Source organism: Brachybacterium sillae, from assembly GCF_025028335.1.
GTDB classification, from domain to species: Bacteria; Actinomycetota; Actinomycetes; order Actinomycetales; family Dermabacteraceae; genus Brachybacterium; species Brachybacterium sillae.
Genome location: NZ_JAFEUW010000001.1, coordinates 2,464,149 through 2,487,204, shown reverse-complemented (window position 1 = coordinate 2,487,204; position 23,056 = coordinate 2,464,149). Strand labels below are relative to the sequence as shown.

Here is a 23,056-nt window from a genome sequence, read left to right as displayed (position 1 = left end):
GCTGATCACCGTAGCGCACCCGCATGCGCCGTGCCGTGCGTGATCGGGGCCGGGTCACTGCTCCGAGGGACGCAGGCTCTCCCGGTCGTCGGACCACTCCACCCAGACCTGCCCCACCCCGACGTCGCTGGCGACCGCGGCGATGTCCCGCCCCCGCACCGGCAGCACCGGTCCGTCCTGCGTGACGAACTCCCCGTCGGCCTCCAGGCGGAGGATGGACCGGCGATACCACCGGGGGCGATGCCCGCGGGGGAAGCGCACTGCACAGGCGAGCAGGTCCGTGGGATGGATCGACCAGGCGCCGAAGCGCGTCACCTCTCGGAGGTCGCTGCGCCCTGGGGTCTGGACCTCGAAGCGCAGGATCGCCACCTCCCCCGCGGACAGCGGACGCGGCAGTTCGAGCTCGTGCATGGACGCCCCACCGGGGAGATATCCGACCCGGCCCGTCCGGCATCCGGTCAGACCCTCCACGACGGCGGGCCCGTCCAGCCCGTAGAGGCGGGGGTTGAGCAGCAGGAGGTAGCGGGAGGCTCCGTCGATGGTGGCCTCCGCGACCACCTCGTAGACACAGCGCAGGGGCTGGCCGGGCCGCACGTCATACCGGGCGGTGACGAGTCGCCGGCTGAGGCCCTCGTCCCAGGGGATCCCCCATTCCTCATGGGCCCGGCGCAGCACCGCGGCGTAGCGGTCGGGGATCTGCGGGGGCGGCCCGGACGTGGTTCCGACGTCCAGCCCGGAACAGGACAGCAGCTCACCCGGTTCCAGCTCCAGCAGGGATTCGAGGTTCTGCACCACGGCGACGGAGGAGCGGCGCTGAGGACGGGAGCGCCCCTGCGACCAGTAGCTGAGCGTGGCGGGGGTGACCGGCGAGCCCTGCACCGACAAAGCGGTGGACAGGCTCGCCAACGACAGGGGGCTGCGCTGCAGCGCGGTCCGCAGCACCTGGGCGAAGTCGACCTCCTCGGATGCTCCGGTCGCTGCCGCGGGGTTGCCCTCCGGCCCGGTGGCGGCATGACCTCCGGTGGACTCCTCCGCTCCGCTCATGCCCGATCCCCCGGCTCGGCCTCCCAGACCACCTCGACGCTGCCCGCCTCGGCATCGACCAGCACAGCTCCGACACCCCCGGCGCGGGTGCGAGCGTAGGGCTGCCCCGTGCGGGTCTCGGAGCCGTCACGTCCGAGCGACGTGAGGGCGGTGCGCATCCACACGGAACGGTCGGGGTCCGGGAACCGGACCACGACGGCCAGCGCACTGAGGCGCTGCAGACTCCAGATCGCCAGGGCGCTCGGGGGGACGCGAGCGGTGTCGAAGAGCCAGTCGTAGGTGACGGTCGCGGTCTCCCCCTCCGTGAGGGGGCGGGGCAGGATCACCTCGACGAGCGTCTGCGACTGCGAGGTGGTGACGGACCGGCCCCGTCGGCAGTTGCGGATGGCCTGGACCCGCGCGGGCTCGCTGTCGGTCTCATCAGAGGTGTCGAACACAGTCACGAAGCGGTCGGCACCGCTGCGGGTGGCCTCCACCACCACCTCGAAGCGGGTGCGCACAGGGCCGATTTCCTCCGCGAAACGGGTCACCACCACGACGCGGCGTTCCAGCCCGTCGTCGACGGGGAACGCCCACTGCCGCAGGACGTCGCGCAGTTCCGGGCCATACTCTCCCGGTCGGGTCCACCGGCGGGGGGCGACGCCGGTGTCGGCTCGCGCGGCGGCCGACAGGCGACCGCGGTCCAGACGCAGGACCTCCTCCAGGGCGTCGAGGAGCTCCCGATCCTCACGGGGATCCGGGACGATGTCCCCCTCGCACCAATGGGTGATCGTCGCGGGCGTCAGCGCCACACCGCGGCGCATCGCGCTCGTGGCGGCCTCGGCGACGCCGAGTCCGCGCTCCTGGAGGGCTCGGCGCAGTACGACGGCGAAGCTGTCCGGCGCCGGGCGGGTCACGCCGTCGGCTCCTCGTCCCAGGTCCATTCGATGCGCACACCGCCGCGTTCGATGTCGCGACCGGACACGATCGCACTGGACCCGAGGAGCTGCAGGTCGTGGCGGAGCGTGCGTCCACGCCGCCCCGCACCGCCGATGGTGCGGGTCACGGCACCGCGCAGCCCGGTCGGCAGCGCCTCCGGGTGGAAGATGATCTCCAGCACCATCTCCGCGACGGGAAGCCGGTGCACCACGTCGCAGACGTGCCAGCCGGTGGTGTACTCCTCGACCCCGCCCTGCGGGATGACCGTGTATTCGACGATCCCGACCTCCCCGGGTGCGAGGGGGCGTTCCAGGATGATCTCCGCGACGGTCATGCCGACCTCCGGGTGCTCGCGCACCCGCCCCAGCCGGGAGCCCGGCCCGGGTTCCAGCTCGCGCAGGAGCCGTTCACCGTCGGGTCCGGTCACCCCCGAGTGGCCGGCGAGGAAACGTTCCACCGGGCGGTCGAGGGCGCGCAGGATGCGCCGGACGCGAATGCTGCGACCCCGTCGCTGGGCATCGATCTCGAGCGTCTCGTGGAGGAAAATCGTCTCGGCGTCGGCGGCGTCCAGATCGATCCCGAAGTCGTCGGCGTCCTGCCGGTGCAGTGCGGCGCGCAGGTCCGCCTGGCGCTTCTCCTCATCATCGCCGTGCCAGGCGGGTTCCGTGGCCTCGCCGAAGGCGGCGGAGGTGAGGTACCCCTGGGGGACGTTCAGCAGGGCCTCGAGGGCGGCCACCGCCCGCCGGGCCTGGCTGCGCCGGGGAGCGGTGCGCCCGTTCGACCAGCGGCTCAGGGTCGAGGGCGAACAGGAGATGCCCATCTCCCGCAGGCGCTGCGAGATCCGCTGCAGCCCCAGGGGCTGTCCGGCGAGGGCGGCGGAGAGGCGTTCGGCGAAGCTGCCCTGCGGCAGCTGTCCAGACCCGGGGGTCATCCTCAGCACTCGATCTGGGAGACGGGCACAGCGGTGATCGCGAGACCGCCCATGGCCGTCTCCTTGTAGCGCTCGCTCATGTCCTTGCCGGTCTGTCGCATGGTCTCGATGACGGTGTCGAGGGAGACGAAGTGCTCTCCGGTGCCGCGCAGGGCGAAGCGGGCGGCGGTGATCGCCTTGACGGCGGCCATGGCGTTGCGCTCGATGCAGGGGACCTGCACCAGGCCGCCGACGGGGTCGCAGGTGAGCCCGAGGTTGTGCTCCATCGCGATCTCGGCGGCGTTCTCCACCTGCCGGGGCTTGGCCCCGAGCACCTCCGCCAGGCCAGCCGCCGCCATGGAGCACGCGGACCCGACCTCGCCCTGGCACCCGACCTCCGCCCCGGAGATCGACGCATTCTCCTTGTACAGGGAGCCGATGGCGGCGGCGGTGAGGAGGAAGCGGACGGCGACCTCGTCGGCGTCGGCCTCGTGCAGGTAGGTGGTGGCGTAGTCGAGCACCGCGGGGATGATGCCCGCCGCCCCGTTGGTGGGGGCGGTGACCACGCGCCCACCGGCGGCGTTCTCCTCGTTCACGGCGAGGGCCGCGAGGGAGACCCATTCGAAGGCGTACAGGGGGTTGCGGTGCGGGTCCTCGACCTCGAGGGATTCCCGCCAGGAGGCGGCACGACGCCGCACGTCCAATCCTCCGGGCAGGATGCCGGAGGTCTCCTGGCCGCGGCGGATGCAGTCGCGCATGGTGTCCCAGATGCGCAGGGCACCCTCACGGATCTCCTCATCGGTGCGCCACTGCCGTTCGCGACGCAGCATCGCCTCGGAGATGGAGATGCCCTCCTCCTCGCACAGCTGCAGGAGGCCGGCGGCGGTGGTGAAGTGCGCTGTGTCGCTCTCCTCGGCGACGACGTCGGCGAGGCGCTGGTCCATGTCGGCCTCGTCGACCACGAAGCCACCGCCGACGGAGAACATCGGGCGGCGCAGGATCTCCTGGCCGTCGGCGTCGAGGGCCAGGAAGGTCATGCCGTTGGAGTGCTGCGGCAGGAACGTGAGCGGATGCAGCACGATCGTGGAGGGACGTAGGGAGACGGGCAGGCGGCCATCGAGCATCAGGCCGCCCTCCTTCTCGATCCGGGCCACGCGCTCGCGCCCGGCCACCGGGTCGACGGTCTCGGGGTCGGCACCTTCGAGCCCCATGACCACAGCGGAGAGGGTCCCGTGGCCCTCCCCGGTCGCGGCGAGGCTGCCGTACAGGTGCACGGCGACGTCGGCGATCCGCGGCCCGATCTCGGGATCGGCGAGGGCTTCGCGGGCGAACTGCGCCGCCGCGCGCATGGGCCCCACGGTGTGGGAGCTCGACGGCCCGATGCCGATCTTGAACATGTCGAAGAGGCTGACGCTCATCGTGTCCCCTTTCCACGTCGTCGCGGGCCGTGACCCGCGCGTCGAGTCGATCCGCCGGAGCCGCGCGCGGGTCGACCGCGTCCGCGGCCGGCCCCCCGTCGGGGCGTCGCGGTCGCGTCGCCCTCGTCCCAGCCGGCGCGCAGTTCCTCGTTGAGGCGTCGCTCCGCGGCCCGACGCGCATTGGCACCGTCGGCCCGGGAGAGGTCGAGCTTGCGCGGCGCCCCCTTGTACTTGGTGGCGGCGGGGTCGTCCACCGGTTCCCCGGAGGGGCGCCGCCCACCGAGGGCCGCGATCACGTCGACGTCGGCGTCGGGGGCCTCGTCCCAGGCGACCTCCGCAGCCGCCTCGTCGACGATCCGGCGGGTGGCCCCGGTCTGATGCGGCAGGGCCAGCGTGACCACCGTGCCCTCAGCACCCGCCCGGGCGGTGCGCCCGGAGCGGTGCACGTACTCCTTGACGTCCTCGGCGGGGTCGACGTGCACCACCATGGTGACATCGTCGATGTGGAGGCCGCGGGCGGCGACATCCGTCGCGACCAGCACCGGGAAGGCGCCCTGCCGGAACCCGGCGAGGACATTGGTGCGCAGGCCCTGCTGCTTGGCGCCATGGAGGGCCGCCGCCGCGACGCCGACCTCCACCAGCTCCTGGGCCACGCGCTCGGCACCGAGCTGGGTGCGGGTGAACAGAAGGGTGCGGCCGCGCCGGGCGGCCAGACGGGCGGTGATCTCCCGTTTCGCGCTCGGGGCGATCGCCAGGACGTGGTGGTGCATGGTGCGCACCGCCGCGGCGACCGGGGCGGTCTCATGGGAGACCGGGTCCACGAGGAACCGGTCGACGATCTCCTCCACCTTCCCGTCGAGGGTCGCGGAGAACAGCATCTTCTGGGTGCCCATGGGCACGGCCTGGAGGATCGTCGCCACATCCGGGAGGAAGCCGAGGTCGGCCATGTGGTCGGCCTCGTCGATGACGGTGCTCTCGACCCGGTCGAGCATCAGGTCGCCTCGTTCGGCGAGGTCCAGCAGGCGGCCGGGGGTGGCGACGATGATCTCGACGCCGCGGGCGAGGGCCTCGGCCTGCTTGTCGATGTTCATGCCGCCGGAGACCAGTTGCGCGCGGATCCCGACGGCCCGCGCGAAGGGATGCAGGGTGTCGACCACCTGCACCGCGAGCTCCCGGGTGGGCACCAGCACCACGCCCAGGGGGCGGCGGCGATGCGCGCGGCGACCCCGGAAGCGGGCCGTGAGCGCCAGCGCGAACGCGAGGGTCTTGCCGGAGCCGGTCTCGGCCCGCGCCAGGACGTCCCGCCCGGCGAGGGCGTCCGGGAGGATCGCCTCCTGGATCTCGAAGGCGCGCACCAGCCCCTGCTCCTCGAGGGCGACGAGAAGCTCCTCGGGCAGCGCCATCTCCTCGAAACGCTCGGAGCGGTGCGCAGAGCGCCGACGGGCCTTGGGCATGGTGGGGATTCCTTCCGGGACGAGTCCGACCATCATCGCGCATCCCACACGCTTCGGCCTTCGCCGTTCACCCGCGGCGTGCCAGACTGGACGGCGATGATGCGCACTCTGATGACCTCGAAGATCCACCGTGCGACCGTGACCCAGGCGGACCTGCACTACATCGGTTCCGTCACCATCGACGCCGACCTGCTGGATGCCGCCGGTCTGGTCGAGAACGAGAAGGTCGCGGTGGTGGACGTCTCCAACGGCTCCCGCCTGGAGACCTACGTGATCGAGGGCGAGCGCGGCAGTGGCATCCTCTCCATCAACGGGGCGGCCGCCCACCTGGTGAACCCGGGCGATCTGGTGATCGTCATGGCCTACGGGATGTTCACTCCGGAGGAGATGGCCCAGCACCAACCGCGGGTGGTGCACGTCGACGAGAACAACCGGATCGTGGAGATCGGCCACGATGCCGGGCAGCCCGTGCCCGGGGCGACCGACCAGCTGCCCACCCGCTGAGCCCGACCGCCGCAGTGCCGACGCAGGGTCAGGCCGCCGTGGAGGCGCGGTACGCGGCCTGCTTCTCGCGCAGCATCTCCCGCAGATCCGGGTCCTCCATCACCAGACGCACAGTCTGGCAGTCGTGGGGGCCAGTGGCCCCGGGGACGCACAGGGAGCACGGGTCACCGGGCCGCAACGGACACCTCGGCATCGCCTTCCCCGAGGCGTGTCGTCCGTTGCCGGTGGGGTTCGCGCTGTCCATGCCTCCGACGCTACGCCCGCGCAGCCTCCGCTCGCCGCCTCGCGGGTCACATCCGGGGCGTCCCGTGCCTCACACCGGTGGCCGAGCCTCCCGGGGCGGCGGGTCGTCCACGGCCCGGCCGCACCGTCGACGGACCAGTCACCCGCGTACACTGGCGCCGTGGCGCGTGTGCTCCTGCTTCCGTAGCCGCGTCGGAGAAGGCCCCAGCGGGCACCGATGCGGCTCCCCTCGCCTGTGCGGGGGTTTTTCCATGTCAGGGCGCCATACGGCCTGCACCCCACTCACGAAGGACGACTGAGCGATGAGCGAGACCCCGCACCGCTACACGGCCGCGCTGGCCGATGACATCGAACTGCGCTGGCAGCAGCGCTGGCAGGACGAGCAGACCTTCGCCGCCCCCAACCCGGTGGGTGAGCTCGCCGCCGACGGCGCGGAGCTGGGCGAGAAGATGTTCATCATGGACATGTTCCCGTACCCCTCGGGGGCGGGACTGCACGTGGGGCATCCCCTGGGGTACATCGCCACCGACGTGGTGGCGCGCCACCAGCGCATGCTGGGCAAGAACGTCCTGTACACGATGGGGTACGACGCCTTCGGTCTGCCGGCCGAGCAGTACGCCATCACCACCGGCACCCACCCGCGGGTCACCACCGAGCAGAACATCGCGAACATGCGCTGGCAGCTGGCGCGGCTGGGCCTGTCCCATGACGCCCGCCGGTCCTTCGCCACCACCGATGAGGACTTCGTCCGCTGGACCCAGTGGATCTTCCTGCGGATCTTCGACTCCTGGTACGACCCGGACGCCCCGAACGCGGACGGCATCACCGGCCGCGCCCGCCCCATCGCGGACCTGCGAGAGGGCCTGCGCAGCGGGGAGATCGATGCCGTCGCGCTGGCTGAACGCAGCGGCATCGAGCTGCCCGAGGTCGACACGACGCGCCTGGCGGACGATCCGGCCGCGCTGCGGAAGGTGGTCGACGCCTTCCGTCTGGCGTACGTCTCCGACACCCCCGTCAACTGGGCCCCGGGACTGGGCACCGTGCTGGCGAACGAGGAGGTCACCGCGGACGGCCGCTCCGAGCGCGGCAACTTCCCGGTGTTCCGTCGGCGCCTGCGGCAGTGGAACATGCGGATCACGGCGTACGCCGACCGGCTTCTCGAGGACCTGGACCGGGTGGACTGGCCCGAGGCCGTCAAGGCCATGCAGCGGCACTGGATCGGCCGCAGCGAGGGTGCCCAGATCACCTTCGCGGTGCAGGGCACCGCTACCACCTTCGATGTCTTCACCACCCGCGCCGACACCCTCTTCGGTGCGACCTTCTGCGTGCTGGCACCGGAACACGAGCTCCTGGCGGACCCGGCCGCTCTGCCCGACCAGTGGCCGGCCGAGGCCCCGGCCGCGTGGCGTGCGGACGCCCCCTCGCCGCGGGAGGCCGTCGCCGCGTACCAGCAGCAGGCCGCTGCCCGGGATGATGCCGAGCGCACCGCCGAGGACCGTGAGAAGACCGGTGTGTTCACCGGGCTGATGGCGGTGAACCCGATGGACGGGCGTCTGCTGCCGGTGTTCACCGCCGACTACGTGCTCACCGGGTACGGCACCGGCGCGATCATGGCCGTCCCGGCCGAGGATGAACGCGACTTCGCCTTCGCCGAGCGTTTCGAGCTGCCGGTGATCCGCACCGTCCGCCCGCCGGAGGATTTCACCGGGGGCGCCTGGACCGGTGAGGGCGAGAAGATCAACTCCGCCAGCGCCGACCTTGACCTCAACGGTCTCGACAAGGACGAGGCGAAGCGCCGCGCCACGGCCTTCGCCGAGGAGCGCGGTTTCGGGCATGCCCGCACCACCTACCGTCTGCGGGACTGGCTGTTCTCCCGCCAGCGGTACTGGGGTGAGCCGTTCCCGATCGTCTATGCCGTGGACGACCCGGAGACCCCGATCGCCCTCCCGGAGGACATGCTGCCGGTGCCGCTGCCGGAGGTCAGCGACTTCTCCCCGCGCACCTTCGACCCGGAGGATGCCGACACCGAACCCCAGACCCCGCTCTCCCGCGCGGAGGACTGGGTGCACGTGACCCTTGACCTCGGGGACGGCCCCAAGGAGTACCGTCGCGAGACCAACACCATGCCCAACTGGGCCGGGTCCAGCTGGTACGAGCTGCGCTACACCGATCCGACCAATGCGGAGCGTCTGACGGACCCGCAGAACGAGCGGTACTGGATGGGACCGCGCCGCGAGGGCGACGTCGGCGGTGTGGATCTGTACGTCGGCGGGGTCGAGCACGCCGTGCTGCACCTGCTGTATGCCCGCTTCTGGCACAAGGTGCTGTTCGACCGTGGGGACGTCTCCAGCCAGGAGCCCTTCCACCGTCTGTTCAACCAGGGCTACATCCAGGCCTACGCCTACACCGACTCGCGCGGGGTCTATGTGCCGGCCGAGGAGGTCGTGCACGAGGACGACGGCACCTTCACCTATCAGGGCACACCCGTCTCCCAGGAGTACGGGAAGATGGGCAAGTCGCTGAAGAACGCGGTGGCTCCCGACGACATGTACCGCGAGTACGGGGCCGACACCCTGCGCGTGTACGAGATGAGCATGGGTCCGCTGGAGCTCTCCCGCCCCTGGGAGACCCGAGCGGTGGTCGGTGCCCAGCGCTTCCTGCAGCGTCTGTGGCGACTGGTGGTGGACGAGACCACCGGGGAGCTGGTCGTCTCCGACGAGGAGATGCCCCGGGCGACCGCCCAGGCGGTCCACCGCACCATCGACCAGGTGACGCGGGACATGGAGGGCCTGCAGTTCCACACCGCCATCGCCCGGCTGATCGAGCTGGTGAACCACCTGACGAAGGAGGGGCGGGCGCCGCGCGCCGCGGTGGAGCCGCTGGTGCTGATGGTCTCCCCCTTCGCGCCGCACCTGGCGGAGGAGCTGTGGCAGCGCCTGGGACATGAGCAGTCACTGGCGCGCGAGGCCTACCCGACGGCCGACCCGGAGCTGGTCAAGGCCGACGCCGTGACCTGCGTGGTGCAGGTCAAGGGCAAGGTGAAGCACAGGCTCGAGGTGGATCCGGAGATCTCGGAGACCGAGCTGGAGGCGTTGGTGCTGGCGGATCCGACGGTGCAGCAGGTGTTGGGTGGCCAGGAGGTGCGCAAGGTGATCGTGCGCGCCCCGAAGCTCGTCAACCTGGTGGTCTGAGGCCGCCGGATCCGGTCCTGCCGGCCCCGGAGATCGCGAACGGGCCGCATCCCCGAGGGGGTGCGGCCCGTTCTTGCGGCAGGGGCGATCAGCGCGCGTAGTAGTACTCGTACAGCGTCTGCTGGTAGTCGCTGCCCTCGGGCAGCTGGTACCCGGTGTCGGCGGACGCTGCGGTGGCACCGCCGAAGACGGCCCCACCGGCGACGAGCGACGCAGCGGCGATCTTCGCGAACTTCTTCATGATCCACTCTCCTCGTTGTAGCGATCGGAGTCTCTCGAAGGTGTTGCGGCCCCCGGGCACTGCCTCACCCGAAGGTCATTGAAGAGTTAACCACCCCCGGGGGAGTTGTCAACTATTCAACGAGCCGTGTCGGATCCTGCGGTCCGTTCCTCGGCGGGCGGCTCCTCGCGGGACTCGCCCCGGGCCGTCTCCGCGGCCTCCGCGCGGTCCTCACCGTCGGTGACCGAGAGGCGCAGGCCCTCTCCCGCGCCGTCGAGGTCCACCCGCACGCCCTGGTCATCCTGCACCTCGCCGCGCAGGATGAGCCGTGCCAGGCCGTCGCCGATCTCCTTCTGCACCAGCCGCTTCAGCGGGCGAGCCCCGTAGGCCGGGTCGAATCCGGTGCGGGCCAGCCACGCCGTGGCCTCGTCGGTGACGTCCAGGCGGATCCGGCGGTCGGCCAGGCGGCGACCCACCGAGTCGATCTGCAGGCGGACGATCCGCGCCAGCTCCTCGGGGCTGAGCGGGTCGAACATCACGACGGCATCGAGGCGGTTGAGGAACTCCGGCTTGAAGGCCGAGCGCACCACACCCATGACGGCCTCGGTGCGCGCCTCCGGGGAGAGCCCCTGGTCCTGCAAGAAGTGGGCCCCGAGGTTCGACGTGAGGATCAGCAGCGTGTTGCGGAAGTCCACCGTGCGGCCCTGACCATCGGTGAGGCGACCGTCGTCGAGCACCTGCAGCAGGATGTCGAAGACGTCCGGGTGCGCCTTCTCGATCTCATCCAGCAGGATCACGCTGTAGGGGCGGCGCCGCACGGCCTCCGTCAGCTGGCCGCCCTCCTCGTAGCCGACGTACCCCGGAGGGGCGCCGACGAGGCGGGAGACGCTGTGCTTCTCGCCGTACTCCGACATGTCGATGCGCACCATCGAGCGTTCATCGTCGAAGAGGAACTCGGCGAGCGACTTCGCCAGCTCCGTCTTGCCCACGCCCGTCGGGCCGAGGAAGAGGAAGGACCCGGTGGGTCGATCGGGGTCGGAGATGCCGGCGCGGGCGCGCCGCACCGCATCGGAGACCTCCTGCACGGCTCGCTGCTGTCCGATCAGACGTCGGCCGATGAGGGATTCCATCTCCAGCAGCTTCGTCGTCTCGGACTGCATCAGACGGCCGGCGGGGATGCCGGTCCAGTTCGCGACCACCTCGGCGATGTCATCCGGGCCCACCTTCTCCGCGACCAGAGGCTTCTCCTCCGGAGCGGGGCCGTCGGCCTCCTGCTCCTCGGCCTCGCGCAACTCGGTCTTCAGGGCGGGGATGTCGCCGTAGAGGATCTTCGAGGCGGTGGCCAGGTCACCCTCGCGCTGAGCGCGGTCGGCCTGCATGCGCAGCTCCTCCAGGCGGGCCTTGAGCTCGCCGACCCGGTTGAGGCCGGCCTTCTCCCGCTCCCACCGCGCCGACAGCGCAGTCATGCGCTCGGTGCGATCGGCCAGCTGCGAGCGCACCGACTCCAGCTGCGCGACGCTGCCGGGGTCGTCACTGCCCTGCAACGCCATCTCCTCCATCTTCAGGCGATCCACCTGACGACGCAGGATGTCGAGCTCCACCGGAGAGGAGTCCAGCTCCATCCGCTGGCGCGACGCGGCCTCATCGACCAGGTCGATGGCCTTGTCGGGCAGCTGACGGCCGGTGATGTACCGGTCGGAGAGGGTCGCGGCGGCCACCAGCGCGGCATCGGTGATCGACACCTTGTGGTGCGCCTCGTACTTGTCCTTCAGCCCGCGCAGGATCGTCACGGTGTCCTCGACGCTGGGCTCGCCGACGAACACCTGCTGGAAGCGCCGCTCCAGGGCCGGGTCCTTCTCGATCCGTTCGCGGTACTCATCGAGCGTGGTCGCACCGACCATCCGCAGCTCACCGCGGGCGAGCATGGGCTTGAGCATGTTGCCGGCGTCCATGGCACCCTCGGAGCCGCCCGCGCCGACGACGGTGTGGAGCTCGTCGATGAAGGTGATGATCTGGCCGTCGCTGGTGCGGATCTCGTCCAGGACGGACTTCATCCGCTCCTCGAACTCACCGCGGTACTTCGACCCCGCGACCATCGAGGACAGGTCCAGGGAGATCAACCGCTTGCCGCGCAGGGACTCCGGGACGTCCCCGGCGACGATGCGCTGGGCGAGACCCTCGACGACGGCGGTCTTGCCGACGCCGGGCTCACCGATCAGGACCGGGTTGTTCTTCGTGCGGCGCGAGAGCACCTGCACCACGCGACGGATCTCCGCATCGCGTCCGATCACGGGGTCGAGTCGGCCCTCGCGGGCGCGCTCGGTGAGGTCCACCCCGAACTTCTCGAGGCTGCGGAAGGTGCCTTCGGGGTTCTGGCTGTCGTTCATGGTCGTTCCCTTCAGTCGGGTGACGGCGGTGCGGAGGACCTCGGGGGTCGCGCCCGCGCGGCGCAGGATGCGCGCGGCGTCGTCGTCCCCGAGGGCGATGCCGAGCAGCAGGTGCTCGGTGGAGAGGTACTGGGCACCCTGGGAGTCGGCCTCGCGGCGGGCGGCCTCGAGGGCGTCATATCCGGTGCCCTGGAAGGTCGGGCGGGCCGTGGAGCTGCCGCTGACCCGCGGCAGGCCGTCGATCACGCGGTCGGCCTCCCCGCCGATGCGCTCCGGATCGGCGCCCGCGTCGATCAGGGCCGCCCGGGCGATGCCGTCGGCCTGACGGGCGAGCTCGGCGAGCAGGTGCACGGCCAGCACCTGCGGATTGCCCCTCAGTTCGGCGCGCGTCGCAGCCGCCTGCACCGCGTCCTGGGAGCGGGTCGTGAAGTGGAAGTCCACGCGTCTCCTCCGATGGTCGTTCCGGTGGCGGTGTCCCCACCGATCAGCACAACGTCCGCGATCTTGAGTCTATTCCGCTCAACCCTGATGTCGATCCCCGGGTCACGGGGTCCGCAGACCAGGGGGTCGGACCCGCCCGGGTCAACCGGTTGTCCCCACTGCGGATGATCTGCCGGTGAGTCCGCCACCTCCCCGATAGCCTGAGCCCGCGCCGAGCGGCGCGTCCCACCCCGGAAGGCTGACATGACCCACCCGCAGTTCAGCGCTCCGCAGCAGGCCGGAGCCGATCCCCGCCAGCAGTACGGTGCCGCGTCCCACCCGGCGCCCCAGGCCCCCAGCCAGGAGCAGCCCCGCAGCGCCTGGGCGCAGCAGACGCCGTACGTCCAGGCCGTCGCCCGGCATCCCGCGCCCACCGGCATGCCGGTGCGCTCCATCGTGCAGTGGATCCTCGCAGGGATCCTCGGCCTCGGCTTCATCACGGTGCTGGGGCTGGGGTTCGCACTGTTCGCCCTGCAGGGCCGCGCCAACCCGGCCTGGTGGCTGGTGTACGCCTTCCTCGCCGCCCTGTCCCTGCTGGTGATCGCCCTGCTGGTGTGGATCGCGGACCGCTGGGACCCCGAACCCCTCCCGTTGTTGCTCACCGCGGTGTTCTGGGGCGCGGTGGTGGCCGTGGCGATATCCCTGGTGATCAACTCCGCGATGAGCTCCCTGGGGTACGCGATCGGCGGGGAGACGGGGGCGGCCGTCATGGGGGCCATCGTCAGCGCCCCGATCACGGAGGAGACCTCCAAGGGCCTCGGTCTGCTGGTGATCCTGCTGGTGGCCCGCCGCCACTTCAGCGGGCCACTGGACGGTCTGATCTACGGGGCACTGATCGGCGGTGGCTTCGCCTTCGTGGAGAACATCCTCTACTACACGCGGGCGTTCACCACCGGCCTCGAATACGGCATGGACATCGCCCTGTTCTCCTCCGGTGTCACGGTGGTGCTGCGCGGAGTCTTCGGCATCTTCGGCCACTGCATGTACACCTCCCTGACCGGGGTGATCGTCGGCCTGGCGGTGCGCCACGGTGGCACCTGGCGCGGGGTGCTGGTCTTCCTCGTCGCCACCTGGCCCGGCATCGCCCTGCACGCCCTGTGGAACGGGACCGCGACCTTCCTGCCGCTGATGCTGGGCGGATCGGCGCTGTCCCTGCTGCTGATGGTGGTGCTGCAGATGCTCGAGAGCGCCCTGTGGCTGGGTCTGATCGGGTGGCTGGTGGTCGACGAGGTGCGCCACACACGCCGACGGCTGTCGGAGTACGCCGGCGTGGGCTGGCTCACCCAGGAGGAGGTCGCCATGCTCGGCACCTGGGGCGGCCGCCGGGAGGGGCGTCGCTGGGCTGCCGCGATCGGGGCGAAGCCGCTGATGAAGCGTTTCATCGCCGACAGCGCGGAACTCGCCTCGGCCCGCCAGCGGATCCTCGCGGAGGGCGCGACACCAAAGGCGATCGCGGTGGAGCACGAGCTGCTGCAACGCATGACCGCGAACCGGCAGGCGCTGCTGCAGCGCGCCGGGCAGGCCGCCTGAGCGTCGGGGCGTCGCGGCGACGCCCCGGCCTCAGCTGCTGCTGCGACCGCGCAACCGGTCCAGCGCTCGACGCTCCTTCTTCGTCGGCCGCCCGGTGCCCCGATCGCGTCGCGGTGGGGGCGCCGCCAGCACCGGGTCGGGTGCGGGGGTGAGGTCCTCATAGGCGGTGCGGGCGAGGGATGCGCCGACGCGCCGCGTGAGCAGCTCCGTCACCACCAGGTGGCGTTCCCGTCCCCCGGGGAAGCGCAGACGGATCTCGTCGCCGACCGACACCTGCTGGGCCGCCTTCGCGGGCACCCCGCCGCGGCGGACGTGGCCGGCACGGCAGGCGGCTGTGGCCGCGGAGCGCGTCGGGTAGGCACGCACCGACCACAGCCACACGTCCAGCCGCACACCGCTGCTCATGGCCCCACCTCCCCCGTCGGAGCGTCGGTCGCCGCCGACGCCCCGGTGGGCGGTGCGGGCCACGGGTCCACCTCCGCCAGACGCGCGGCGAGCGCCAGAAGCTCGGCGTCCTGGCCGCGGCGCACCGCTCCCATCTGCACCCCGAACGGCACCTCCACCCCGTCGATGCGCTCGCGGTGCAACGGCAGGGCGACCGCCGCGGCACCGATCATGTTCCACAGACTGGTCCACGGGGTCATGGCGCTCTGGGCCGCGAAATCGGCGGAGGGGTCCGCCAGGCGCACCTCCTGCGGATACGGCGGCGGCCCCGACAGGACGGGGCTGAGGATGGCATCGAACACTGCGAGACGGTCGATCACGATCCGGGTGAGGCGCTGCACCTCGGTGAGGGCGGCGACCACCTCGGCGCCGGTGGTGCGGCGGCCCTGCTCCCGCAGCCAGCGGGTGAGCGGCTCCAGGTGCTCCTCGGCAGCCGGGGGCACGGGCAGGGAGGCGGCCCCGGCGGCCCACAACGGCACGAAGGCCTGCCACTGCCACGGGTGGATCGGCGCCTCGATCTCCACCACCTCGTGACCGAGCGCGCGCAGCGAGGCCGCCGCTCTCTCCACGCCGCGCCGTGCGGCGGGATGCACCTCGACCTCCGCGACGACCGGCTCGAGGAGCATCCCGATGCGGCGGGGCGTGCGACCGTCCCCCGGTCCGGGGACCAGACCTCCCGGGGGCAGCGGCAGCGGTGCGAGATCACCGGGCCGGGTGCGGGCCATCACCTCCAGCACCGCGGCGGCATCCTCCACGCTGCGGGCGAGGACCCCGTCGGTGACGAGCCCGACGCCATCGACGCCGTGGGGACCTGCGGAGATCAGCCCGCGAGAGGGCTTGACACCCACCACGCCGCAGCAGGCGGCGGGGATGCGGATGCTGCCGCCCCCGTCGGAGCCGTGGGCGGCCGGCACGATCCCGCAGGCGACCGCGACGGCGGCACCGCCGCTGGACCCGCCGGCGATACGGGTCGGGTCCCAGGGGGTGCGGGCCGGGGCCTGATGCGCGGGTTCGGTGTAGGCGGGCAGGCCGAACTCGGGCGCGGTGGTGGTGCCGACGGTCACGGTGCCGGCCTCCAGCAGGCTCTCGGCCACACCGTCGGTGACCTGTGCGGGGGAGGCGGGCAGCGCGGCGCTGCCCGCATCCCAGGGAACCCCGGTGAGGCGGGTGAGCGCCTTGATCGGCACCGGCACTCCGTCGAGCGGCCGGGGGTGTCCGGCACGCAGTCGGTCCCGGGCGTGGCGCGCCTGATCGGCGGACAGGTCGGGCAGCAGTCTCGCGAACGCCCCCAGGGCGGCGCCGCGGTCGGCGGCCCGCTGGAGCACACCCTCCAGGTGTTCGACGGGGTCGACGACCCCCGCCCGCAGGGCGTCGCGCAGCGCGAGGACCCCGAGATCGAGCGGATCGGTGTCGGGGAGGGCGGTCACGGCCGCGGCAGGTCGGTCCGCCCCGCGAGGTCGGAGCGGACGTGGTCGATCACACCGGGCACGGCGGCGACGAGCATGTCGTAGGTGGCCTCGAAGTCACTGTCGTCGCCGTACCAGGGGTCGCGTATCCCCAGGTCATCACCGGCGTCCGGATCGAAGGAGCGGAGCATCCGCACCTTCGGGGCGACAGTGCGACCACCGAGGCGCTCGACGGGACCGAGGTGGTCATGGTCCGCGAGGAGGATGAGGTCCGCCTGCTCCAGCTGGCTGCGGGTCATCTGGTGCGCGACATGGCCGCGGGAGTCGATGCCGTGGGCGGTGAGCATGGCGGCGGCGCGGGGGTCGATCGGCTCGCCCTCCTCCCAGCCGGTGGTGCCGGCGCTGCGGACCTCGACGTCCTCCAGCCCGGCGTCGTCGACGGCTCGCTGCAGGATCAGCTGGGCCATCGGGGAGCGGCAGATATTGCCGGTGCAGACAGTGAGGATCCGGTAGGTCACTGCTGCTCCCCCGCCAACCGGACCTCGACCCGCTGCTGCTGGGGCACGTGGACCACCTGCAGGCTGCTCATGCCATCTCCCTCCGCACGGCCGGCGCTTCCGGTCACGCTACACTGCGCTCCATGCCCGCGCCGCTGATCTGGCATATCACCGACCACGACTCTTGGCGGAGCGCGGTGCGGCAGGGCGTCTACACCTGCTCCACGCGGGGGCGCAGCCTCGAGGAGGTCGGTTTCATCCACGCCTCGCTGCCGGAGCAGATCTCGCAGGTCGCCAAGGCCGTGTACCCCGATCATCCGGCGGATCTCGTGATCCTGGAGATCGACGTGGCCCGAGTGGAGGCGACGGGTGTGGTGGTCGAGTTCGAACGGGACCTCGCCGGAGGTGGCGAGGCCTATCCGCACATTCGCGGGCCCCTCCCGATCGATGCGGTGCTGCGGCTGCGTCGGACCCGCTGGATCGGCCGCGAATTCGTCGTCATCGCCTGAGGGCACGCCCGCCGGGGCCGTCGTGGAGGACGCGGGCCGCGTCTCGCCCGTCGGGGGTCGTACGCAGACGCCGGTCAGCATCGCCCCCTAGCATCGCGGGCATGCCCCTGGTCCCTCGCCCCGCAGCCCTGCGGCGCGCCGTCCGCGCCGGGGCCAGTGGCGCGACCCGCATGGTGCGGGTGCTGCGTCCGCCGTCGAGCGCTCTCGACATGTCCGTGGCGCGCGCCGCCCGGGGTCTGTGGAACCTCGGGATCCGGCCCGGGCACCGCGTCGCCGTGATCGCTCCGGCGCGGCCCGAGACCACCGTCGCAGTGGGTGCCATCTGGCGCATCGGCGCCGTCGCGGTCCTCCTCGACCCCACGAGCACCGCCCGGGAACTGCGCCGCGTCGTCGAGGATCACGCGCCGTCCGCAGCGGTGGTGGATCCCCGCTCCCGCGCGGCGCTGCTCGCTCTGCCCCCAGATCTGGCCCCGAAGGCGGCGATCCTGCTGCCGCCTCGGGTCACGGTCCGTCTGGCCCAGGCTGTCTCCCGGGGGACCCCGCCGATCGAGGATCCGGCGGAGGACCGCCTGATCCCCTGGTCGCGGGTGGTCGGCAGTGTGCCGCTGGATCCGCACCATCCCCTCCCCGGCCCCCGCGATCTCGCCGTGTTGCAGTACGAGCCGGGACCCGGCGGGGCGGTGTTCGCGAGCAAGCTCACGCACGAGAACCTCTATGCGTGGGCGCAGGCCCTCGAGGACCTCATCGACGCACCGGGGGCGGACGTGATAAGTCTGCTGCCGCTGCAGGAGGCCACAGGGCTCCTGACCCAGCTGGCGCTGCCGCTGCTGCGGGGGCACCGCTGTCTGGCGCCGCGCCGCGTGGACCGTGCCGCTGCCCTTCTGCAGCGCGCGTCCGGTGGCGTGTTGTGCGCCACCGCCGGACAGCTGACGGCCCTGGACGCCCTGCTTCCGCCCGATCGGCGGGCCGTCCACCGGGTCGTGCTGCTGGGGGCGGATGAGCCCGCTGCCGAGGTCCTCACGGCGTGGCAGCGTCGCAGCGACCGACCGGTGACGCGCGCGCTGGTGCGCGCCGAGAGCGGCGTCACCCTCACCGCGGTGCTCGAACCGGCAGCCGATCCCCTCGCTGCCACGCCGACGCCGGCGCCCACCGGGCCGACGCGCTGGCGGGTACCGCACGGTTGCTCCCTGCAGGTCGACGAGGACGGGTGGCTGAGCATCCACGGTGCTCAGGTGTTCCACGGGTACTGGCAGCGGCCCGATGAGACGGCCCTGATGCTCTCGGGAGATGGGTGGGCACGCACCGGCGACCGCGTGCACCGCCTCGCGGGCGATGACGCGCTGGACCTCATCCGACCCCGGTACACGGCGGTCACCGGCGATGGCGAGGTCCTGTCACCGCGTGAGGTCGCGCATGTGCTCGCGGCGCACCCCGATGTGGTCGACGCGCAGGTCGAGGTGCGGGGTTCCCCCGACGGCGGCAGCTGCCTCGCGGCGAGCGTGACGGTCAGGGAGGGATCGGGGCTGTCGCTGGCGGAGGTGGAGCGCCACCTGGCACGGCGTCTCTCCCCCAGCAAGCGACCCCGCCACCTCACTCTGCGCTGATCATGCCGGGCGGGCCGTCCTGTGGGGTCGTCCGTCCAGCGCCCACGAGAAGACCAGCACCCCGACGGCGTACAGCGGGACCAACCACAGCGCGTACCGCAGGGTGAGCAGGTCCGACAGCGCCCCGACCAGCGGCGGCGCCAGGAAGAATCCGAGACGAGCCAACCAGCCGACGACCGCGATGCCCCGCCCCGGCGGCAGGTCCCGGATGTCATCGGCGGCCCGGCAGGCCGCCGGGAAGAGGGTGGCGATGCCCCACCCGGCGGCGGCGAAACCCAGCAGGGCCATGACCGGGTGGGCGATGAGCAGCCCCAGGCCCATGCCAACGGCCGCGATGACCGCGCCCACCCGCGCTGTGCGACGGTCGCCAAGGCGGTTGACCACGGCATCGCCGGTGAAGCGTCCGACCATCTGGGCACCCTGGAGCGCCACGAAGGCCAGACCGGCGACGAACGGGGAGACCTCGAAGGTGCGCCGCATGAACAGGGCGCCCCAGGAGTTCCCGGCGTCCTCGGTGGAACCGGCGAAGACCAGCACCGCCCCGAGGGCGAGCGCGATGACCAGACCGGAGGGGGCCACAGGGGTCGTCGCACCATGCCGCGACCCCGCGGGCCGCCGCGAGCCGGTGGTGTCACCGGGGCGGGTGCCGGTGGGAAGGGCGGCCTCCGCATCGGGCACCGGGACCTCGGCCGCACTGGCCGGGGCGGGCGCGGCCATCTCCCGTTCGGTGTTCTCGGGGCCGGGCAGATGCCACGGCAGCACCGCCAGGGCAAGCGCGCCGAACACCACCAGCCCGGCGAGCCCCTGCACCACCAGGGGCACCCCCCACTGGGCGCAGGCGGCACCGATCAGGCCCCCGATCACGGCACCGGCGGACCACCAGCCGTGGAAGCTGTTGATGATCGACCGGCGGTAGCGGCGCTCGACGCGCAGGCCGTGGGCGTTCATCGCGACGTCGGTGAGGGCATCGGCGGCGGCGGCCACGAACAGCGCCCCCGCGAGCCACAGCCAACTCGCCGCCACATACACCAGCACGTGCACGGATCTGGCGATGACCTGCACGATCACTGCCACGCGGGCGCTGCCGAAACGCGCCATGAGCGGCGCCGCCGCGAGCCCGGCGGCGAGACCACCCAGGGGGCCGAGACCGACGGCGAGCCCGAACGCGCCGTCGCTGAGGCCGATCCGCTCCACAAGTTCGGGATAGCGCGGCAGGATCGCACAGAACGAGGCGCCGTTGAGCAGGAAGATCAGCGAGACGGCCCAGCGGGCACGGCGCAGCGCGCCGTCCGGCACGGACGGGGCAGGGGCGGGTCGGGTCCTCACCGCGGGAGTCTACGAGACGCGGCCGATATCGGACCGGGGCGACGCCGCAGACCGACGGTGGATCCCCGGGGGCGGTGCCCCGGGCGCGGGTTCGCTACGGTGGCGGCATGTCGACCCATATCGCTGCCGAGCCCGGCCAGATCGCCTCCCACGTCCTCATGCCCGGGGATCCCCTGCGCGCCCGCTGGATCGCCGAGACCTTCCTGGAGGACCCGACTCTCTACAACGACGTCCGCGGAATGCTGGGGTACACCGGCACCTATCGCGGAGTGCGGATCTCCGCCCAGGGATCCGGGATGGGGCAGCCGTCCCTCGGCATCTACGCGCAGGAACTGTTCGAGCAGTACGACGTGGAGACCATCATCCGGGTGGGGACCTGCGGCGGACTGTCGGACCGTGTAAAGGTGCGCGACGTGGTGCTGGGCACGGCCGCGTCCACCGATTCGGCGATGAACACACCCCGCTTCGGCCACGTGACGTTCGCCCCCGCCGCCGATTTCGAGCTCGCCCGGATCGCCGCCTCGGTGGCGGAGGAGCGTCTGCTGCCGTACGTCGCGGGCGGCCTGTTCTCCTCGGATCAGTTCTACAACCCGGATCGGGAGATCACCTCCACGCTGGCGCGCTACGGGGTGCTCGGTGTGGAAATGGAGGCGTCCGCGCTGTACACCCTGGCGGCGCAGTTCAGTCGGCGGGCGCTGGCCCTGTGCACGGTGTCGGATCACCTGCTCACGGGTGAGGAGACCTCGGCGCAGGAGCGGCAGGAGAGCTTCGAGGACATGATCATCATGGCCCTGGAGACCATCGTGCACCTGGAGCACCGCAGCGCCTGAGATGCGGGCGCCCGGATGACGGCGGCCCCGGATCCCGTGGGGGATCCGGGGCCGCCGTCATCCGGGGTGGCGTGAGAGGCGTCGCAGCCGTCCCGCCGGTACCCCGGTCAGCTGAGGAACTTGGGCACCACCGCGAAGGCGCCGAACAGCGCGAGGATGCACACCGCCAGGCCGACCAGGAAGGTGACGGGGGTGAGCAGGCTCATGACGTAGAGGCCGGCGATGAAGGCGCCGAACAGCAGGATGAACAGCAGGATGCTCTGCCCCAGCGGGTTGCCGCCGGAGGTCTCCACGAGCTCGCTGCGCTCGTCGCGGGTCGCCTCGCGGTGCGAGGTGGTGGGAACCTGCTCGGACATTCGACCTCCAGGGGTGTCGGGCGTGCAGGTCGATTCTAGACCAGGGGTGCGAGCGGGGCACGTCGCTTCGACGCGGCCGTCACCTGGTCCGTCGTGGTGCGCTCACCCCAGGGACGGCTGCCGCGGATGGTGCTGTCGACGAAGCGCGCGAACAGTGCCTCCGCGCGTCGATCGAGTTCGGGATGCCACTGGACCGCGAGCACCGGGCTGCCCTCAGCGGATTCGAGTGCCATCACCACCCCGCTGGCGTGGTGGGCGACGGGTCGCAGACCGTCGGGGATCCTCCCGGCCGCCTGATGGTGATAGGCGGTGACGGTGGGTCGTGTCCCGAGGGCGAGCGCGAGGTCGCTCGCGGCATCGACGTCGACCTCGACCTCCGTCGGCCGCTGGGAGGAGTCCGGGTGGGCGGGCACATCCGCGGGAAGATGGCGCACCAGGTCTCCGCCCTCGGCGGTGGCGATGATCTGCAGGCCGCGGCAGATCCCCAGCACCGGGATCCCCACCCGCCGGGCGGCACGGTAGAGGTCGGCCTCGAAGGCGTCGCGCTCCGGATCGGCAGGGAGATCCGTGGGCAACGCCTCCGCACCCCAGCCGGTCGGGTCGAGGTCGTTCCCCCCAGTCAGCACCAGGCCGTCGAGCTCGGCGACCTCGGTGTCGCTCCACGGGTCCTGCGGGGCCAGGATCACCACTCGGGCACCGGCCTCCCGCAGAGCACGGACGTAGTGCTCAGTGACCGCGACGGCGGGGTGCCCGGCCCAGGCACCACCCGGCATGACCATGCGTCCCGCGGTGACGCCGATGAGCGGGCGACGCGGAGACGATGCGGTCATGTCCGTTCCTTCCATTCTGAGGATCAGGGGCGAACCGAGACGGCCGGCCCCGGCGTGGGCGTTCCGGGGTGATCCCCGGCGGCCACCCCAGCAGACCTCGCAGAACGGCCCGGGCCCAAGAACCGTGGCGCTGTGTGAACCGGGGCGCGGGTGTCCCGGCCGCTTCCGGGCCCCGCGGTGCGGAGGGCGGGGAGGGTCTTCGGCGGGCCTGGCAGAATCGCGCCATGGAGAGAATCGACCCGGATGTGGTGGTCATCCAGCACGAGGACGATGCACCGATGGGCGCCCTGGAGGGAGCTCTGGGACGTGCCCCGCTGCGGGTGCACCTCGTGCAGGCGCATCGGGGTGAGCCTCTGCCGGGGGATCTGCGCACCGTCGACGGGTTGGTGGTGCTCGGCGGCGGCGTGGGGGCGACGGACGACGACAGAGCCCCGTGGCTCCCGCGCACCCGCGACCTCCTGCGCGAGGCCGCAGACCGGGAGATCCCCACCCTCGGCATCTGCCTCGGCGCCCAACTTCTGGCGGTGGCCCTCGAGGGGACGCTTCGCCGCCGCGACATCCCCGAGATCGGACTGCATGAGGTGACGCTGACGGAGAAGGCCGCGCAGGATCCGGTGCTGTCCGCCCTCTCCCCCGACGGATCCCCCGTCACCGTCCCCCAGTTCCACCAGGACGAGGTCGATCGCCTGCCGCCGGGGGCCACGGTGCTCGCCCGGGGCGGCGGGGCGATCCAGGCCTTCCGGGTCGGGCCCGCCCAGTGGGGCGTCCAGTTCCACCCCGAGGTCGACGACCGGATCATGGAGCGCTGGGCGACCACCAGTTCCCTGACGCCGGCCGGCAGACGACCGGAGGAGTTCGCCCAGCAGATACGTGACGCCGGTGAGGCCGCCCAGGCGTGGGTCGCCTTGCTGGAGGCGTGGACCCGTCAGGTGGCCCCCCGCCGGCGCGAGTGACC

The 23,056-nt window shown here is 72.0% G+C and carries 21 protein-coding genes; 7 read left to right on the top strand and 14 right to left on the bottom strand.

Annotation, left to right across the window (positions count from 1 at the left end):
- Window positions 1-54: 54 nt before the first annotated feature.
- From JSY14_RS11450 to JSY14_RS11430, 5 genes are read right to left on the bottom strand one after another with little or no spacing between them, the layout of a single operon-like run.
- Window positions 55-1,044, bottom strand: a complete 990-nt coding sequence (locus tag JSY14_RS11450) for a hypothetical protein (RefSeq protein ID WP_259559225.1) — start codon at window positions 1,042-1,044, stop codon at window positions 55-57.
- Complete coding sequence (locus tag JSY14_RS11445) at window positions 1,041-1,940, bottom strand: hypothetical protein (protein WP_259559223.1); 900 nt, start codon at window positions 1,938-1,940, stop codon at window positions 1,041-1,043. The genes JSY14_RS11450 and JSY14_RS11445 overlap by 4 nt, the downstream gene beginning before the upstream one ends.
- Complete coding sequence (locus tag JSY14_RS11440; protein ID WP_259559222.1) at window positions 1,937-2,893, bottom strand: hypothetical protein; 957 nt, start codon at window positions 2,891-2,893, stop codon at window positions 1,937-1,939. The genes JSY14_RS11445 and JSY14_RS11440 overlap by 4 nt, the downstream gene beginning before the upstream one ends.
- 2 nt (window positions 2,894-2,895) lie before the next feature.
- Window positions 2,896-4,290, bottom strand: coding sequence for an L-serine ammonia-lyase (locus tag JSY14_RS11435; protein WP_259559220.1), 1,395 nt, complete (start codon window positions 4,288-4,290; stop codon window positions 2,896-2,898).
- Window positions 4,287-5,744, bottom strand: a complete 1,458-nt coding sequence (locus JSY14_RS11430; protein WP_259559219.1) for a DEAD/DEAH box helicase — start codon at window positions 5,742-5,744, stop codon at window positions 4,287-4,289. Before JSY14_RS11430 ends, JSY14_RS11435 begins: the two co-directional genes overlap by 4 nt.
- A 96-nt stretch (window positions 5,745-5,840) precedes the next feature.
- On the opposite strand from JSY14_RS11430, the gene panD reads away from it, so the two are divergent.
- Window positions 5,841-6,248 carry an aspartate 1-decarboxylase gene (panD, locus tag JSY14_RS11425; RefSeq protein WP_259559216.1) on the top strand — a complete coding sequence of 136 codons (408 nt, stop codon included), beginning with the start codon at window positions 5,841-5,843 and terminating at the stop codon, window positions 6,246-6,248.
- 28 nt (window positions 6,249-6,276) lie between these two features.
- Here the strand turns inward: panD and JSY14_RS11420 are convergent, their stop codons facing one another.
- A complete protein-coding gene (locus JSY14_RS11420; protein ID WP_259559215.1) occupies window positions 6,277-6,492 on the bottom strand; it encodes a DUF6767 domain-containing protein in 216 nt (71 codons plus the stop codon).
- Window positions 6,493-6,793: 301 nt separating this feature from the next.
- On the opposite strand from JSY14_RS11420, the gene leuS reads away from it, so the two are divergent.
- Entirely contained in the window at window positions 6,794-9,682 is a 2,889-nt protein-coding gene (gene leuS / locus JSY14_RS11415; protein WP_259559213.1) for a leucine--tRNA ligase, read from the top strand.
- Window positions 9,683-9,770: 88 nt separating this feature from the next.
- Here leuS and JSY14_RS11410 read toward each other — a convergent pair whose 3' ends face one another.
- Both JSY14_RS11410 and clpB read right to left on the bottom strand, forming a co-directional pair.
- Entirely contained in the window at window positions 9,771-9,923 is a 153-nt protein-coding gene (locus JSY14_RS11410) for a hypothetical protein (RefSeq protein WP_259559212.1), read from the bottom strand.
- A 116-nt stretch (window positions 9,924-10,039) separates the two neighbouring features.
- Window positions 10,040-12,730, bottom strand: a complete 2,691-nt coding sequence (gene clpB, locus JSY14_RS11405; protein WP_259559211.1) for an ATP-dependent chaperone ClpB — start codon at window positions 12,728-12,730, stop codon at window positions 10,040-10,042.
- A 243-nt stretch (window positions 12,731-12,973) separates the two neighbouring features.
- On the opposite strand from clpB, the gene JSY14_RS11400 reads away from it, so the two are divergent.
- On the top strand, window positions 12,974-14,299 hold the full coding sequence (locus JSY14_RS11400) for a PrsW family intramembrane metalloprotease (protein WP_259559209.1): 1,326 nt from the start codon (window positions 12,974-12,976) through the stop codon (window positions 14,297-14,299).
- Window positions 14,300-14,329: 30 nt separating this feature from the next.
- Here the strand turns inward: JSY14_RS11400 and JSY14_RS11395 are convergent, their stop codons facing one another.
- From JSY14_RS11395 to JSY14_RS11385, 3 genes are read right to left on the bottom strand one after another with little or no spacing between them, the layout of a single operon-like run.
- Window positions 14,330-14,704, bottom strand: coding sequence for an RNA-binding S4 domain-containing protein (locus tag JSY14_RS11395; protein ID WP_259559208.1), 375 nt, complete (start codon window positions 14,702-14,704; stop codon window positions 14,330-14,332).
- The gene (locus JSY14_RS11390) at window positions 14,701-16,170 is read right to left on the bottom strand and encodes an amidase (RefSeq protein WP_259559207.1); all 1,470 of its coding nucleotides are present in this window, start codon (window positions 16,168-16,170) and stop codon (window positions 14,701-14,703) included. The genes JSY14_RS11395 and JSY14_RS11390 overlap by 4 nt, the downstream gene beginning before the upstream one ends.
- A complete protein-coding gene (locus JSY14_RS11385; protein WP_259559206.1) occupies window positions 16,167-16,667 on the bottom strand; it encodes a low molecular weight protein-tyrosine-phosphatase in 501 nt (166 codons plus the stop codon). Before JSY14_RS11385 ends, JSY14_RS11390 begins: the two co-directional genes overlap by 4 nt.
- Before the next feature lie 122 nt (window positions 16,668-16,789).
- On the opposite strand from JSY14_RS11385, the gene JSY14_RS11380 reads away from it, so the two are divergent.
- The gene (locus tag JSY14_RS11380) at window positions 16,790-17,155 is read left to right on the top strand and encodes a DUF952 domain-containing protein (protein ID WP_259559205.1); all 366 of its coding nucleotides are present in this window, start codon (window positions 16,790-16,792) and stop codon (window positions 17,153-17,155) included.
- 101 nt (window positions 17,156-17,256) lie between these two features.
- Window positions 17,257-18,759 carry a class I adenylate-forming enzyme family protein gene (locus JSY14_RS11375; protein WP_259559204.1) on the top strand — a complete coding sequence of 501 codons (1,503 nt, stop codon included), beginning with the start codon at window positions 17,257-17,259 and terminating at the stop codon, window positions 18,757-18,759.
- Here the strand turns inward: JSY14_RS11375 and JSY14_RS11370 are convergent, their stop codons facing one another.
- Window positions 18,760-20,085: an MFS transporter gene (locus JSY14_RS11370; protein ID WP_259559201.1), complete on the bottom strand. Its 1,326-nt coding sequence runs from the start codon at window positions 20,083-20,085 to the stop codon at window positions 18,760-18,762.
- Window positions 20,086-20,192: 107 nt separating this feature from the next.
- On the opposite strand from JSY14_RS11370, the gene deoD reads away from it, so the two are divergent.
- Entirely contained in the window at window positions 20,193-20,915 is a 723-nt protein-coding gene (gene deoD / locus JSY14_RS11365) for a purine-nucleoside phosphorylase (protein WP_259559199.1), read from the top strand.
- 107 nt (window positions 20,916-21,022) lie between these two features.
- On the opposite strand, the gene JSY14_RS11360 is transcribed toward deoD, so the two are convergent.
- Both JSY14_RS11360 and JSY14_RS11355 read right to left on the bottom strand, forming a co-directional pair.
- A complete protein-coding gene (locus JSY14_RS11360) occupies window positions 21,023-21,271 on the bottom strand; it encodes a hypothetical protein (RefSeq protein WP_259559198.1) in 249 nt (82 codons plus the stop codon).
- 35 nt (window positions 21,272-21,306) lie between these two features.
- Window positions 21,307-22,101 carry a gamma-glutamyl-gamma-aminobutyrate hydrolase family protein gene (locus tag JSY14_RS11355; protein ID WP_259559197.1) on the bottom strand — a complete coding sequence of 265 codons (795 nt, stop codon included), beginning with the start codon at window positions 22,099-22,101 and terminating at the stop codon, window positions 21,307-21,309.
- A 224-nt stretch (window positions 22,102-22,325) separates the two neighbouring features.
- Here JSY14_RS11355 and JSY14_RS11350 point away from each other — a divergent pair, with 224 nt between their 5' ends.
- Window positions 22,326-23,054 (top strand): type 1 glutamine amidotransferase, encoded by a 729-nt coding sequence (locus JSY14_RS11350; protein WP_259559196.1) that lies wholly within the window; start codon window positions 22,326-22,328, stop codon window positions 23,052-23,054.
- Window positions 23,055-23,056: the final 2 nt, after the last annotated feature.